We start from the raw sequence: 13,176 nt of genomic DNA on the forward strand, positions 1-13,176 counted from the left end.
TGGCAGCGCCTGCATGACCGCCGCGAGGCCTGGCCGGCCGGATCCGTGCCGGCTGGCGGGCTGTTCCTCACCGCCGGCGCCGATGTGCAGAAGGACCGCATCGAGGTCGATGTCTGGGCCTGGGGCCACGGGCTGGAAAGCTGGCTCGTCGATCATGTCGTGCTCGATGGCGGACCGGGCGACGAGGCCTGCTGGGCCGGGCTCGACGCGCTGTTGTCACGCACCTGGCAAAGCGCCTCGGGCAAGGCGATGCGCATCCTGCGGCTGGCGATCGACACCGGCTTTGAGGCGCCGGCCGTCTATGCCTGGGCGAGGCGCTCCGGTTCGTCCCATGTCGCGCCGATCAAGGGCGTCGAAAGCTTCAACCGGGCCAGCCCCGTCACCGGCCCGACCTATGTCGACGCCACCGCCCGCGGCAAGCGCCTCCGCCGCGGCGCCAAACTCTGGACGGTGGCCGGCTCCACCTTCAAGGCCGAGACCTATCGCTTCCTGCGCCTGCCGCGGCCCAGCGAGGAGGAACGGGAAGCCGGAGCACGCTACCCGGCCGGCACCATCCATCTTCCCACCTGGATCGACAGCGAGTGGTGCAAGCAGTTTGTCGGCGAGCAGCTGGTGACGGTGCGCACCAGGCGCGGCTTCTCGCGGCTGGAATGGCAGAAGCTCAGAGAACGCAACGAAGCCCTCGACTGCCGCGTCTATGCCCGCGCCGCCGCCTGGCTGATCGGCGCCGACCGCTGGCCGCCCTCGCACTGGGCCGATCTCGAGGCAGAATTTGGGCTGCGGGCAGAGCCACTGGTCGTAGCGGCACCGTCAGCCGATCCTAACGCCGCAGCCAGTCCTTCAATGCCGCCGCAGCAGCCACGTTCGGCCCGAAGCAGGCGGCCACAGGGGCGGCGCGTGCGGCGAAGCTCTTGGATGGCGTAGCGAGCACAGCGACGAGCGACCGACTGTGCCTCTTTGCAGTCCATTCACCATGCCACTCATTGAAGCAACGCTCGCCTACCGCGGATCCCCTCCCACTGGGCCGATCTCCAGCCAGTTTCGCCCTCAAGAGCCCGCTTCGGCTGGGTGGAGACGACACCCCCTCCCCGCGAGCCCCCGCTCGGCAAGAAGGAGGCAGCCGCACGCCGTGCCGCCAAGATCGCAGAGGGTAACTCTTCCTGGGGTGACCTGCTAAGCCTGGCGTTCCACCTCGGGCCTACCGCCGCCAGGAGAACTGAGCTTCCGGACGCATCGTCAGCCACGGGCCACAGCAGACGTGGTCTAAAAGGGGGCAGTCGAACGCGTGACTCTGACTGATACCTCCAAGTGGATATGGAGCGAAGAGGCCTCGCGGCAGCCTCTCCGCTGATAGCCGTTATGCAGGGACTCTGCCGCCCGAGACCTGGTTGATGGGCCTGACTTCAGGGGCTTTCTCGAGGATACCCTTCTTCTTGCCGAAGGCTCGGATGGCGTCGCGAGCCACCCCCAACGGCTTTTGGCCATCATGGGCCATGAGGCAGGTCCTGTAAGCAGTTTCGTGAATGAGATCTCGTTTCTCCTCCGGCCACTCCTCCAGGAAATCTATCGCTTCGTCGACGGTCGTGATCTCCCGCACCAGGTACTTGCCCTGCTTCAGGTAGACTGGCTTTTCGAATGTCTTCGGGTTCATTTGTTCCTCTCAAACCGCGAGTTCAGTGACACACGGCCGGTTTTGGCAATTAGCTGAATGCAGGCAGCCGCCTTGGCGACTGCCTGCATTCTGGTGCGTCAGCTCGAACCATTGATGGCGATGCGCTTGGCATTCCGCTGCGCCTTCTCGGTCTTGGGCAGGGTGACGGTGAGGACGCCGTTCTTGAAGGAGGCGTTAACCTTGCCTTCCTCTATCTCGTAACCGAGCGGAATCCGGCGCTCGAACCGACCGTAGAAGCGCTCTGAGAACTGCCGGTCCTTATCCTCTGTTTCGGAGTGCTTCTCGCCCCTGAGCGTTAGCACCCCATCCTCCAGCAGCACTTCGATATCCTTTTCGTCCATGCCCGGAATCTCGGCGGAAACGCCCAACTCCTTCTCGGTGTCAGAGACCTCGATGTTCGGCCAGCGTGCCCCGAAGGAAGAGCCCAATGCCGGCAGCCGGCTATCGAAGCCGCGGAACACGTCATCGAAGAGCCGGTTGACCTCACGGTGAAGGGACAGGAATGGATCCCGGTCCGGATCACGGAACAGGCTTGGGACCTGATTGCCGTTGCCTCGGCCCCACGGGATCAGATCACGTACGCTCATAATCATCTCCTCTCATTCGTTCCGGCGAAGCTCCGCAACCGAGCCGGGTGCAATGCCCGGCTCGGGCAGAGTTCTGCGATTGGGTAGTCTTAGGCCGCCTTCTGCTCGCCCTTGGCCTTTGTGGCTTCGATCATTGGTGACGGGCTTCCGCTCGCGATCTGAATGCGGCGTGGCTTCATCTCTTCAGGGATTTCGCGCTTCAGATCGATGGTCAGCATGCCGTTGACGAGATTGGCGCCAACCACCTTGACGAAGTCGGCCAGCTCGAAGCGGCGCTGGAAGCCACGGCCAGCAATGCCGCGGTGCAGGTACTCACCTTGTTCGTCGTCGGCCTTCTGCCCCGCAATCACGAGAATATTAGGCTCGTGCGTTACCGACACCTCGCTTTCGGAGAAGCCGGCTACCGCCAAGCTGATGCGGTACTCGTCCTCACCAGCCTTGGTGATGTCATAGGGAGGCCAGCTATCAATCGTGCTGACACGGCTCGCATTCTCCAGCATGTCGAAGACGCGGTCGAAGCCGACGCTCGACCGGAACAGGGGAGTGAAGTCGAAAGTGGTTCTCATAGCCACATCCTCCATTGAGCAACATGGGTACAAGCAGGCGCCAAGGACGCGGCTGTGCAGCCCTGACGCCTCTTGGAGTTAAGATGCCGGCCCCCATTGGGCAGCCAGCAATATCGATCTAGTTTGCGGCCCACTGTATTCAAGAGGGACTAGGGCGGTGAATTGCCAGTTCGGCTCCGGCAACCCAGGCGAGATGCATCTCCTTGGTGATCTCGGGTTGGAGAGCGACCTCCACTTGCTTCATTGAATCGCGATGACGCCGTCGACGGTGCGCCACTCCGATGGCCTGATCAGCGTCTTGTGGGCGACGCGGACCGAGTGAAGTGCGCCCTCCAACTCGCGCGCCCAGTAATCGAGAAAGCCTTTCAGTTCGGGAAAGTGCGGGGCCAGATCATACTCCTGCCAGACATAGAGCTGCAGGAGGCTTGGGTGATCAGGCAGGTGGTAGTGGATTTCGGCCGTGGTCAAGCCATAGCCTTGCATCTGCAGGCGGAATTCCTTGCTGACGACAGTCGCCATGTCCTTCTTCGAATGCCGCGTCATGCATCCAGCCGGTCAGGTACGGGTCGGTCGCTGGCTGCTGGCGCTGGTCGACCCGCGTCATCGAGCCTGCAAAGCGCCTCCATGATCTGATCGAAGGAAACCGGCAGCTTGGCGCCCGGCGGCTGGCGCAGCGCCGGAACGGCTTCAACGGCACACGCGTCAGAAGCCCAGGACGACAGGATCGCCCGCTTTTCCGAAAGGTCGAGCGTCTGGTCGTTCAAGACTTCATTCGGATGCTTGAAATGCCTTGCCGGCGACAAGAGCCGGTCAAGCCCCAGGTCAGATGTTTCGGGAACAAGAGAAGGGATGATCGGCGAGGGCTTCTGTCGATCCATTGGATCCTCCGTAGTCCAAAAACTCCTTGTGCGGTTTCGGTCAAACCAGCTTCGCCATTGGCGAGGGCCCGAATAATTTTGTTCGACCGCTTGGAAAATTCAAGCGCTAGAGCGCTCCCTTTCAGCGAATTAGCTACATGTTATCAGGGCGCTAGCACTCGATAGGCGCGAGTGCCAAAAAATTTTGCGACGCCTCTTGAAAGTAGAAGAAGGCAAAATTAGCTCGAAAACGCGCAATGCCGGAAAGGGTTGCGCGAGCCCCGTTCCGGTCCTGCCCGGATCGGACGGAGGAACCTCAAAACCTGTTTGTCCTGAAGGAGAACAATATGGCGTTCCGTCCATTGCACGACCGAATCCTGGTCCGCCGCATCGAAGCCGAGGAGAAGACCGCAGGCGGCATCATCATCCCCGACACAGCCAAGGAAAAGCCGCAAGAGGGCGAGGTCATCGCTGTCGGTCCGGGCGCGCGCGACGAGAGCGGCAAGCTGGTCGAGCTCGACGTCAAGGTCGGTGACCGAATCCTGTTTGGCAAATGGTCCGGCACGGAGATCAAACTGAATGGCGAGGACCTGCTCATCATGAAGGAGAGCGACGTGATGGGCGTCGTCGAGCAGACCGCCACCCTGAAGAAGGCCGCCTGACGGCTTCTTCGACCCACCAAACCAGTCAACGAAACTGCCTATTGAAGGAGTGATCCAATGGCTGCCAAGGAAGTCAAATTCCATTCCGAAGCGCGTGAGCGCATGCTGCGCGGCGTCGACATCCTCGCCAACGCGGTGAAGGTGACCCTCGGCCCGAAGGGCCGCAACGTCGTCATCGATAAGTCGTTCGGCGCCCCGCGCATCACCAAGGACGGCGTCACCGTCGCCAAGGAGATCGAACTCGAGGACAAGTTCGAGAATATGGGCGCCCAGATGGTCCGCGAGGTGGCGTCCAAGACCAATGATCTAGCCGGGGACGGCACCACGACCGCGACCGTTCTCGCCCAAGCGATCGTCCGCGAGGGCGCCAAAGCCGTCGCCTCCGGCATGAACCCGATGGATCTGAAGCGCGGCATCGACAAGGCGGTGGACGCCGTGGTGGCCGAACTGAAGGCCAATGCCCGCAAGATCACCCACAATGATGAGATCGCCCAGGTGGGTACCATCTCGGCCAATGGCGATGCCGACATCGGCCGCTTCCTCGCCGAAGCGATGCAGAAGGTCGGCAATGAAGGCGTCATCACCGTCGAGGAAGCCAAGACCGCCGAGACGGAACTCGAAGTGGTCGAGGGCATGCAGTTCGACCGCGGCTATCTCTCGCCCTACTTCATCACCAATCAGGACAAGATGCGGGTCGAACTGGAAGAGCCTTATGTGCTCATCCATGAGAAGAAGCTCGGCAATCTCCAGGCGATGCTTCCCGTGCTCGAAGCCGTCGTCCAGTCTGGCAAGCCGCTGCTGATCATCGCCGAGGACGTGGAGGGCGAGGCGCTGGCGACGCTCGTCGTCAACAAACTGCGCGGCGGCCTCAAGGTTGCGGCCGTCAAGGCGCCGGGCTTTGGTGACCGTCGCAAGGCGATGCTCGAGGACATCGCCATCCTCACCGGCGGCACCGCCATCTCCGAGGATCTCGGCATCAAGCTCGAGAACGTGACGCTGCAGATGCTCGGCCGCGCCAAGAAGGTGGTGATCGAGAAGGAGAACACGACCATTGTCGACGGTGCCGGGCGGAAGGAGGAGATCCAGGGCCGCGTCAGCCAGATCAAGGCCCAGATCGAGGAGACCACCTCCGACTATGACCGCGAGAAGCTGCAGGAACGCCTGGCGAAGCTCGCGGGCGGCGTTGCGGTGATCCGCGTCGGCGGCGCGACCGAGGTCGAGGTCAAGGAGAAGAAGGACCGGGTCGACGACGCGCTGCATGCCACCCGTGCGGCGGTCGAGGAAGGCATTCTGCCCGGCGGCGGCGTTGCCCTGCTGCGAGCGGCGAAGGCGCTGGACAATGTGCCGACCGACAATGCCGACCAGAAGTACGGCATCGACATCGTGCGCCGCGCCATCGAGGCGCCAGCCAGGCAGATCGCCGAGAACGCCGGCGCGGAAGGCTCGATCGTCGTCGGCAAGCTGCGCGAGAAGTCGGACTATGCCTGGGGCTGGAACGCCCAGACCGGCGAATTCGGCGATCTCTATGCCCAGGGCGTGATCGACCCGGCGAAGGTCGTGCGCACGGCGCTGCAGGATGCTGCTTCGGTTGCCGGCCTGCTGGTGACCACCGAGGCGATGGTCGCGGAGAAGCCGAAGAAGGAAGCCGCGCCTGCCATGCCCGCTGGGGCCGGCATGGACTTCTGAGGCGTCGATCGATGCCCGCCCTCCCCGGGGCGGGCATCGTCCTGCCAATCCTCGGAGACTAACATGAATACGATGCCCGACATCGGATCGGTTCCGGCGCCGACACATTCAAAGAGCGAATTGCTTGCTTACGAAACGGAATGTCGCGACGCCTTGCGGCCGCTGCTGGAAAGCCTGCTGGGCATGGCCGAGGCTGCGGGCTGGAACCGGCGCACCGCCGCGTCGACTTTGATGTTCCTGGCCGCACAGCACCTATCCGCCGCTTCCAAAACATCCGCAAGCGGGGCTGGACCCGCAGCGGATCGCCCGACCGCCAGCACTGACCACCAGCAAGGGAACACGACATGAATCGCAGGCCGGCTTGCTCGCATGCCTCGAAATTAGGCTGGGCGTCCCTGCGCAGCTACGAGCGGCGCGACGTAGAGTGACCAGCCGCAGCGGGGGCTTAGGTCGGCTGCCGGGCACAACCATATGGCGAGGCCGCTGTTTTCCGAAATCTAGAAGTTGACAGCTCGACAGGACTATCCTAAATGTCCGCAATCGATATTTGCTTGCTGAGCTTTGGTTACGACGCGTTTGGCACCGCGCCCTGAACGAACCTTTTCTTTCAAAAATCGCTATCACCATCTGCAGCGCTTCGGCGTTGTGGTTTCCCGTATTGCTATGGAAGGGTTCATCATGACCACTGGCACAGTTAAATGGTTTAATTCCACCAAGGGCTTTGGCTTCATCCAGCCTGACAATGGCGGCGCCGATGCGTTCGTCCACATCTCGGCTGTCGAGCGCGCAGGTATGCGCGAACTCGTCGAAGGCCAGAAGATCGGCTTCGAACTGGAGCGCGACAATAAATCGGGCAAAATGTCTGCCTGCAATCTCCAGGCCGCTTAAGTCATCCAGTATCTGCTTTCCGTTGACCACGGATGTACTGGCACTGTCGAGAGTATGATACCGATCAAGGTCAGGCAGATTGCCTGGCCTTTTTTATTGCCGCGGTACCTGGCGGCCTCCCATCCGGAAAAGACCTTGTCTCAAACGTGCAGCAAATCTCGCCAGCAGGCGGAGATTGCCTTCAGCCATGCTCAATCGCAATTTTTCGCTCGTAACAACTCCGTCAATGAGTTGGACTCCCTCGCTCGGTCCAGCCAGGAAAGGACGCTGCGGCTTCGTGAAGCACGCCTTGCAAAAGAAGTGCAGGACCGTGCGGCGGCGACGCCTTCCCTCCTCCCCAAAAGGCACCAGGACGACCTAACAACACCTGTTATGGACGGAGGTGCTCGTGAAAGAAAAGGCGAGCAATTTCGTTACAACCTTACTCACATCGTTCACGTTTGACCGCGCTTGATGCGCGACCGCCCCGCCACTTCTGGCGCGTAGTTTGACCGCACCTCCGACGGGAATCTCGCTACGCACACCTGCCAACGAGCACTCCAGGCAAGTGCCGAGGATACCCGGCCCGCCTCGACTTTTAAGGCTCGCACTCCCCTGTACTCGTATGTCGCGCCTCACGCCTCACGTCGAGGAGTGAAGGGCGGCGAAGAAAGCACCCTCCATGGACGAAACACATGCCAATGCGCGCGCCCAATTCTTTGCCGCGCTACGGGCCCTTGCGGCCTCGGCCGACCCTATCCAGACTCGCCTGATCGCCGCAACGGAGTGCATCCTTGAGGTCACCATTGACGAATTCGAGGGCTATACCGAGCTTAGGTTTAAGTTCGCCCGCATCCTCGATCTGCTGGCAGTCGATCAGGATGATTTGGGGACGGCAGCGGTCGAGAATGCGGCGCACATGACGGATTTTGAGGCGGCAAAAGTCGCCCATCTGATTTGCGACTTCTATTCTGACCTGGAATGAACCGGATCGAGAAGGCCGTCTGGTTCGAACGACACCCCGCGCACTAATCCGAATCAGTGTTACCCGAAGGGGGTTAAAGGATTTGGAAGTTGCTATATGGCACTTGCCCGCCCGGGAGGGTGCAGACCGTCTCGATATGGAGTTTCGCCTTATGCTGCCAGGCGGCGAGCTTCAGGCAATGGGGTTTCGTGCTTCATCTAAGCTGCGGCCGATATTGGGAACGAGCTGAGTAGAGGCAAGCCGTTCGGTAGCGTTCATGACAAACGTCCGCGATGAAGGGGGCTTTCTGGCGTTTACAGATGACGGCAGGGTGGGCCGGTGCGCCGTAGGCATCGTTGTAATGAGTTACCTTAGCGGTTTCCCTGTGAGAAGGAGCAGCCATGCCAAGGCCACCGAACTATACCCATGAACGGAAAGATCAAGAGCGCATCAAGGCAGCTAAGAAGGCTGAGAAGCTTGCGGTAAAACAGGCGGCGAGCGTTCGCAGGGTTCTGATTCAGCTGAGGTCGAAGAGGACGGGGCTGACCACGCGCCTCGGTGAACTATCTGCCGCGGCGCTACGTCGATAAAAGAACGCCCGCCTCCTTTGCCGCGGCAACAAAACTCTTCCGTGCGGAGGTTGCCGATTTCTCTCCAGCTATAGCGTCATGGCAGGCCTGCACCTGCAGGGCCTCACGATGCTTCAGCCCGCGTTTGCCCGGCCAGGCAGTCAGTAGGTACGCCATCGCGTCCTTCGGCGATGACACCGATTTCACCTCCCCCGTAGAGCTTTCCATCTGCGTCCGTCGACAAGCTAAGCTGTTCGAGAAACACAGGCCGGTTAGGCGGCGGCTGCCGTTGGTCAGTTAGAAGTTTCCGTAGGAAAGAAAAGGCAAGGCGAGAGGGCGGAACTAGCCGAACCGGAAGTTTCCGACTTGAACCGCGCTTTTCGCTGCGGTCAGCAAGGAGCTAGCAGAAGTTAATCACACTAGCTGATGCCTCTCCTTCATCTCCCTGGCGCGGCGGCGTGTGCCGTTCGTGTCGTTGTCTATTCGCCGCTGTACCTCAGTGCGCGTCCCGCCGCGGGTCAAATTGTCCGAGACCAAACGGCCTCGCAATTCGGCCTCGGTCGAGATCCCGCTTTCAAAGGCGTGGATGAGTAGGCGCACCTGAGCTGTCTCGACCTCGGAACTGGCGTAAGTCTCGTCTTTCGGAGCCTCGGCGAGCAGTCGCTCGATCATCTTCATGTCGTTGGAGGTGAGATAGGTGGAAGACATAATGTCCTCCTTGTGGTTGGGGCCAGGGCTCGGTGAACGCCCTCGCCAGCAGCGCCCGCAAAATGGCTGCCGACAACAAGATCATAGGGCATACCGCCTCCTCTGACCGCCTACTGTTTTGAGGCGACTAATAACCCGCCACTGGCTAGGAGCGGCAGGCATCGCAATGAGCCGGCGCATTCGCGCTGTTACGGTCTAGTGCTTCTCCCAGGATGGTGGTGGCGAGAATTGGTCCACGTCGTAGTCGTGGCCAGTGGTGCTGTCGGTCATGGTGAGAATGGAATAGCCGCGATCCCGCATCCATTGAAAGCGCAAGATCGCTTCTGTAACGGACAGCGGTTCCGAGATGATCCGCTTGCCGTTGTGCGTGCCGCCGACGATAATCGTCCGGCCAGTGCCCAAGTGATCCTCCAATGCTTTCTGGTGTGAATCGGCGTGCAAAAATTGGACGCCGATCAGGGGTCAGTTTTGCGCACGATGACGTAATTGCTGTCATCGCTCCTCCTGCGAAGGCATCATCGACGGCCACGGCCGAAGAAGGTTTGGAGAGAGGAGATCAGCATGAAGCAATATGTCGGGTTGGATGTGTCGCAGAGGGAGACCAGCGTCTGCGTTGTCGACGATGCTGGCAAAGTCCTATTCCAGGGAAGGGCAAAATCCGATCCAGGCGCTTTGACCCAGTTGCTTCGCAAGCGAGCACCCCATGCCGAACGGATCGGCTTCGAGACGGGTGCCATGTCCAGCTGGCTTTGGCATGAACTCAAACGGGTTGGGCTGCCGGTCGTCTGCATCGATGCCCGCCATGCGAAGGCTGTGCTGTCGGTGCGCATGAACAAGAGCGACGACAACGATGCCCGTGGGTTAGCTGAGCTGGTCCGCGTCGGCTGGTATCGCGAGGTCAAGGTCAAGAGCACCGAGAGCCAGGCGACTCGCTCGCTGCTGGTGGCGCGGTCGCGCCTGGTCGCTATCCGCCGCGATCTCGAAAATCAGGTCCGGTCGATGCTGAAAGAATACGGGCTGCAGTTCGGCCGCTCGGTGTGTTCGCAGTTTCGACGCAAGGTGAGGGAACTGGTCGCGGACGGTCATCACCTCCTGCCCGTGATCGAGGCGCTGCTGACAATCCACGAACAGGTCTGCCGTGAACAGGAGAAGTTCGACCGACAGATACGGTCTCTTGCTCATGAGGATGAGACCACCCGCCGGCTGATGACGGTTCCCGGCATCGGTGTGGTGACGGCATTGACATTCCGTCATACAATCGATGCCCCCTCGCGCTTCCGTTCCGCCGCCACGGTCGGCGCCTATCTCGGTTTGACGCCACGACGAAAACAATCCGGCGAAACGGACATCAACGGCCGCGTCTCGCGCTGGGGCGATCGCCTCTTGCGAACCTATCTCTACGAGGCGGCCAGCGTGCTCATGCACCGGACAAAGAAATGGTCGACGCTGAAAGCCTGGGGCACGCGTCTGTCGAAACGTATCGGGATGAAGAAGGCGAAAGTGGCGGTCGCACGCAAGATTGCGGTCCTGCTGCACTGCATATGGGTCGATGGCACCAGCTTCGAATGGGGGAAGGAGAAGGCCGCGTAATCCGCTTCGTCATCTGAGACCATCTCGGGCCGCCGAGCGGCCTGTTGTCCCCGCCGGGACGGCGGTTGAGGTGACCTCGTTCAATCGGCTGACGTCGACATCGAATGTCGTTGCGCACGTTGAGGCACCCGACCCGAACATCATCATGAGGCATAGACCTCGGAAAGGACCATGACCCCGGCGATGGCAGACAGAACAAAACGGATTGACAGCTACTCGCAATTAAAGGGCCGATTGACAGGGGTCGGCGCAGTTGCCCCTCATGTACTGCGAAGATGTTTGCTTCCGGGCACCGGCAATACTGACATCTACGGCCCATATGCGGCGCAGAGCTGTCGGACGGCTAAAACGGGCCGGAAGCAGCCCTTCGGGTTTCGGAGGGAAGTCGCAAGAAGCGGACGTTCCAATGATGAGCGAGGGCTGCCGACACAGCCCGCCACCGCCGTTTTATGGCGAGGTGGTCGCCTTCTTTGCCAGTGCAATCGGGGCGGCGCTCAGGGCCTCGATCGTGGCTTGGACTTCGTGATCCGCCCCATGCCGTTTGGCGAACCAGGCCGGATCGTTGTACGAAAGCCAGGTGTTTTCGGAGGCGTCCTGCCAGACCAGCGCCTTCAGCGGTAGGTCTATTCCGATCGTCTGAACCGACTGCATCAAGGGCGTGCCGCCTTTGGCATTTCCAAAGATGATGAGATCGGTCGGCCGCAACTGAAGCCCTGCCTCGGCGGCGCCTGCCGTGTGATCGATATGCGCAAAGACCGTCAGGCCCTTCGCCCTGACCTCGGCTTCAAGCCGCTTCATAGTTTCTGTCGGCTGCATACCGAGATCAATCCGTCCGTTGCCCTTGCCTGCGCTCCCAATAACGAGGTCACGGCGCCAAGGAACAGCGCTTTGCCCTGCAGAAGAAATGCGCCGTGCCTATCCGACGACCGAATGAACAATGTTCACTCCGCTTGAATTTGTACGGGCTGGCCAGACTCCGTCGCCGAGCCGGATACAATGACGAGGTAGCGGTGTGGCGCCTCTGCTTCGCTGAGAACCAACTGGCGGATCGGACCAATCGCATTCACGATCGCTGAGCCGGCGGGATTGGTCATGAAGCTGCTCAGCGGCTCGAGCTTGCCTTTGCCATCGACGTGCTCCGCCAATGCCAGAACATAGGGATGCTTGGCTTCGAGGCCGGTAACTGCGGCCTCCAGCACTTGGACCAGTCCCTGATCGAACAGTGCCACGCTGGTCGGGGCTTTAGCGGCACGCGCGGAATAATCGGAGGCAGACCTCATGGTGAAATGGGCGGACTGACCGGCGACCCCGAGCGGCTGCAAACCTTCGGTTCCCCCACCCTCCGGTACTGCGTTCGGAACGTAGACGACAGCCTGTGCCGCCTGACCGATCGGAACGTTCGCGATCACCGTGTTGCTGGTCGTATCGATCGCCGCCAGCTTGTCCTCGTTCTCCAGACCGACATAGACCCGCGTTCCGTCGCCGGACGGCCAGATGCCATGCGGAAGCTTGCCGACAGGAATCGTGGCCACTTTGCTGAAATTATCGGTACGGAATACCTGCACCTCGTTGAGCCCGCCAACCGTGACATAGGCGAACAGGCCATGCGCATTGCGCCCGAAGTTGACGTGGTTGGAGATCGGACCGGTGTCGAGCGTCTTGAGCAACGAGAACGGGGGCAATGCGTCGAAGACCTGGGTCTTTCCCGTATCCTTCAGCGTAAACCAAACCTGCTTGCCATCAGGAGTGGCCGCGATGTTCGGACAGAACGGACTCTCCTGTTTGATGTGGCCGACGATCTTGTGGTCGGCAACGGTGATGGCCACGGTTTCGGGATTGAACGAGGAGCAAACGTAGCCGTATTTTCCGTCGGGCGAGAAGATCGTCATCCCAGGTCCGTTGGGAACGGTTATCCGCGTCTTTTCTTCAAAAGTTGTTCCATCCAAAACGCTGACATAGTTCTCCCCGCGAACGGTCACCCAAACCTCTTTGCCGTCGGGGGTGAAAAAGGCCTCGTGCGGCGCCCGGCCGACATAGGTGACGTGCTTGACGGCGTTGGTCGCGGTGTCGACGAAGGTAACGGCGTTCGACCCGATCGCAACGACGGCAATGGTACGATGATCGGGCGAGAAGCCCATGCCATGCACCAGGAGCTGGCCCTTGTATAAGGGGCTGAAATTCGCCGGCGCAGGTTCTCCCAGCCTGATGACGCCAAGCAGCTTGTTGTCGGCAGGATCCGTCACTGAAACCGTGTTGGAGAACTGCTCAGCGGCATAGACGCGGTCGTGATGGCTGATCGGGATGTCGGGGTCGGCGGCCGCACCCGGCGCCTGACCGGCCATAGCCCAGCCCGCTGTCAGAAGCGTTGCTGAGCTCAGCACCAGAGCCGTCATCGAAAAGCGCTTCATGTTTCAGCTCCTGTCCAGTGACGGGGAAAGTTCGAGGCTG

General features: G+C 60.9%; 18 protein-coding genes. 8 read left to right on the top strand and 10 right to left on the bottom strand.

The features are described from left to right. A partial coding sequence (locus HUI96_RS27500; protein ID WP_188257900.1) for a terminase gpA endonuclease subunit occupies window positions 1-924 on the top strand: 924 nt, incomplete at its 5' end. A gap of 433 nt (window positions 925-1,357) precedes the next feature. On the opposite strand, the gene HUI96_RS27505 is transcribed toward HUI96_RS27500, so the two are convergent. The 5 genes from HUI96_RS27505 to HUI96_RS27525 all read right to left on the bottom strand — a co-directional run bounded on the left by HUI96_RS27505 (window position 1,358) and on the right by HUI96_RS27525 (window position 3,703). Further along, window positions 1,358-1,651: a DUF982 domain-containing protein gene (locus tag HUI96_RS27505; protein ID WP_188257901.1), complete on the bottom strand. Its 294-nt coding sequence runs from the start codon at window positions 1,649-1,651 to the stop codon at window positions 1,358-1,360. Between the two features lie 98 nt (window positions 1,652-1,749). Next, window positions 1,750-2,259 (bottom strand): Hsp20/alpha crystallin family protein, encoded by a 510-nt coding sequence (locus tag HUI96_RS27510; protein WP_188257902.1) that lies wholly within the window; start codon window positions 2,257-2,259, stop codon window positions 1,750-1,752. Window positions 2,260-2,348: 89 nt separating this feature from the next. Beyond that, the gene (locus HUI96_RS27515) at window positions 2,349-2,825 is read right to left on the bottom strand and encodes an Hsp20 family protein (RefSeq protein WP_188257903.1); all 477 of its coding nucleotides are present in this window, start codon (window positions 2,823-2,825) and stop codon (window positions 2,349-2,351) included. Between the two features lie 240 nt (window positions 2,826-3,065). Next, window positions 3,066-3,344 carry an usg protein gene (locus tag HUI96_RS27520; RefSeq protein ID WP_188257945.1) on the bottom strand — a complete coding sequence of 93 codons (279 nt, stop codon included), beginning with the start codon at window positions 3,342-3,344 and terminating at the stop codon, window positions 3,066-3,068. A gap of 20 nt (window positions 3,345-3,364) precedes the next feature. Beyond that, entirely contained in the window at window positions 3,365-3,703 is a 339-nt protein-coding gene (locus HUI96_RS27525) for a hypothetical protein (protein ID WP_188257904.1), read from the bottom strand. A gap of 326 nt (window positions 3,704-4,029) precedes the next feature. Between HUI96_RS27525 and groES the strand changes: the two genes are divergently transcribed. The 6 genes from groES (at window position 4,030) to HUI96_RS27555 (ending at window position 7,882) form a co-directional block, all read left to right on the top strand. Continuing rightward, a complete protein-coding gene (gene groES / locus HUI96_RS27530) occupies window positions 4,030-4,344 on the top strand; it encodes a co-chaperone GroES (protein WP_188257905.1) in 315 nt (104 codons plus the stop codon). Window positions 4,345-4,401: 57 nt separating this feature from the next. After that, complete coding sequence (gene groL / locus HUI96_RS27535; protein ID WP_188257906.1) at window positions 4,402-6,030, top strand: chaperonin GroEL; 1,629 nt, start codon at window positions 4,402-4,404, stop codon at window positions 6,028-6,030. Between the two features lie 63 nt (window positions 6,031-6,093). Then, window positions 6,094-6,378, top strand: coding sequence for a hypothetical protein (locus HUI96_RS27540; RefSeq protein ID WP_188257907.1), 285 nt, complete (start codon window positions 6,094-6,096; stop codon window positions 6,376-6,378). Between the two features lie 330 nt (window positions 6,379-6,708). Further along, the gene (locus HUI96_RS27545; RefSeq protein ID WP_003504088.1) at window positions 6,709-6,918 is read left to right on the top strand and encodes a cold-shock protein; all 210 of its coding nucleotides are present in this window, start codon (window positions 6,709-6,711) and stop codon (window positions 6,916-6,918) included. Between the two features lie 54 nt (window positions 6,919-6,972). After that, on the top strand, window positions 6,973-7,362 hold the full coding sequence (locus tag HUI96_RS30395) for a hypothetical protein (RefSeq protein ID WP_425299314.1): 390 nt from the start codon (window positions 6,973-6,975) through the stop codon (window positions 7,360-7,362). A 217-nt stretch (window positions 7,363-7,579) separates the two neighbouring features. Then, complete coding sequence (locus HUI96_RS27555; RefSeq protein WP_188257908.1) at window positions 7,580-7,882, top strand: hypothetical protein; 303 nt, start codon at window positions 7,580-7,582, stop codon at window positions 7,880-7,882. 557 nt (window positions 7,883-8,439) lie between these two features. On the opposite strand, the gene HUI96_RS27560 is transcribed toward HUI96_RS27555, so the two are convergent. The 3 genes from HUI96_RS27560 to HUI96_RS27570 all read right to left on the bottom strand — a co-directional run bounded on the left by HUI96_RS27560 (window position 8,440) and on the right by HUI96_RS27570 (window position 9,540). Beyond that, window positions 8,440-8,658, bottom strand: coding sequence for a DUF982 domain-containing protein (locus HUI96_RS27560; protein WP_188257909.1), 219 nt, complete (start codon window positions 8,656-8,658; stop codon window positions 8,440-8,442). A gap of 186 nt (window positions 8,659-8,844) precedes the next feature. Then, on the bottom strand, window positions 8,845-9,138 hold the full coding sequence (locus HUI96_RS27565; protein ID WP_188257910.1) for a hypothetical protein: 294 nt from the start codon (window positions 9,136-9,138) through the stop codon (window positions 8,845-8,847). A gap of 195 nt (window positions 9,139-9,333) precedes the next feature. Continuing rightward, window positions 9,334-9,540, bottom strand: coding sequence for a hypothetical protein (locus HUI96_RS27570; RefSeq protein ID WP_188257911.1), 207 nt, complete (start codon window positions 9,538-9,540; stop codon window positions 9,334-9,336). A 159-nt stretch (window positions 9,541-9,699) separates the two neighbouring features. On the opposite strand from HUI96_RS27570, the gene HUI96_RS27575 reads away from it, so the two are divergent. Then, window positions 9,700-10,728 (top strand): IS110 family transposase, encoded by a 1,029-nt coding sequence (locus HUI96_RS27575; protein ID WP_188257912.1) that lies wholly within the window; start codon window positions 9,700-9,702, stop codon window positions 10,726-10,728. Window positions 10,729-11,175: 447 nt separating this feature from the next. Here the strand turns inward: HUI96_RS27575 and HUI96_RS27580 are convergent, their stop codons facing one another. Both HUI96_RS27580 and HUI96_RS27585 read right to left on the bottom strand, forming a co-directional pair. Continuing rightward, window positions 11,176-11,526 (bottom strand): DUF302 domain-containing protein, encoded by a 351-nt coding sequence (locus HUI96_RS27580; RefSeq protein WP_188257913.1) that lies wholly within the window; start codon window positions 11,524-11,526, stop codon window positions 11,176-11,178. A gap of 143 nt (window positions 11,527-11,669) precedes the next feature. Next, window positions 11,670-13,136, bottom strand: a complete 1,467-nt coding sequence (locus HUI96_RS27585) for a YncE family protein (RefSeq protein ID WP_188257914.1) — start codon at window positions 13,134-13,136, stop codon at window positions 11,670-11,672. Between the last annotated feature and the right edge of the window lie 40 nt (window positions 13,137-13,176).

This window comes from Pseudaminobacter soli (ex Zhang et al. 2022), from assembly GCF_014595955.1.
Classification (GTDB): domain Bacteria; phylum Pseudomonadota; class Alphaproteobacteria; order Rhizobiales; family Rhizobiaceae; genus Kumtagia; species Kumtagia pseudosoli.

Coding starts and splice junctions, on each gene's coding strand:
- HUI96_RS27505 (WP_188257901.1), bottom strand. CDS start 1,651: ATGAACCCGAAGACATTCGAAAAGCCAGTCTACCTGAAGCAGGGCAAG.
- HUI96_RS27510 (WP_188257902.1), bottom strand. CDS start 2,259: ATGAGCGTACGTGATCTGATCCCGTGGGGCCGAGGCAACGGCAATCAG.
- HUI96_RS27515 (WP_188257903.1), bottom strand. CDS start 2,825: ATGAGAACCACTTTCGACTTCACTCCCCTGTTCCGGTCGAGCGTCGGC.
- HUI96_RS27520 (WP_188257945.1), bottom strand. CDS start 3,344: ATGGCGACTGTCGTCAGCAAGGAATTCCGCCTGCAGATGCAAGGCTAT.
- HUI96_RS27525 (WP_188257904.1), bottom strand. CDS start 3,703: ATGGATCGACAGAAGCCCTCGCCGATCATCCCTTCTCTTGTTCCCGAA.
- groES (WP_188257905.1), top strand. CDS start 4,030: ATGGCGTTCCGTCCATTGCACGACCGAATCCTGGTCCGCCGCATCGAA.
- groL (WP_188257906.1), top strand. CDS start 4,402: ATGGCTGCCAAGGAAGTCAAATTCCATTCCGAAGCGCGTGAGCGCATG.
- HUI96_RS27540 (WP_188257907.1), top strand. CDS start 6,094: ATGAATACGATGCCCGACATCGGATCGGTTCCGGCGCCGACACATTCA.
- HUI96_RS27545 (WP_003504088.1), top strand. CDS start 6,709: ATGACCACTGGCACAGTTAAATGGTTTAATTCCACCAAGGGCTTTGGC.
- HUI96_RS30395 (WP_425299314.1), top strand. CDS start 6,973: ATGATACCGATCAAGGTCAGGCAGATTGCCTGGCCTTTTTTATTGCCG.
- HUI96_RS27555 (WP_188257908.1), top strand. CDS start 7,580: ATGGACGAAACACATGCCAATGCGCGCGCCCAATTCTTTGCCGCGCTA.
- HUI96_RS27560 (WP_188257909.1), bottom strand. CDS start 8,658: ATGGAAAGCTCTACGGGGGAGGTGAAATCGGTGTCATCGCCGAAGGAC.
- HUI96_RS27565 (WP_188257910.1), bottom strand. CDS start 9,138: ATGTCTTCCACCTATCTCACCTCCAACGACATGAAGATGATCGAGCGA.
- HUI96_RS27575 (WP_188257912.1), top strand. CDS start 9,700: ATGAAGCAATATGTCGGGTTGGATGTGTCGCAGAGGGAGACCAGCGTC.
- HUI96_RS27580 (WP_188257913.1), bottom strand. CDS start 11,526: ATGAAGCGGCTTGAAGCCGAGGTCAGGGCGAAGGGCCTGACGGTCTTT.
- HUI96_RS27585 (WP_188257914.1), bottom strand. CDS start 13,136: ATGAAGCGCTTTTCGATGACGGCTCTGGTGCTGAGCTCAGCAACGCTT.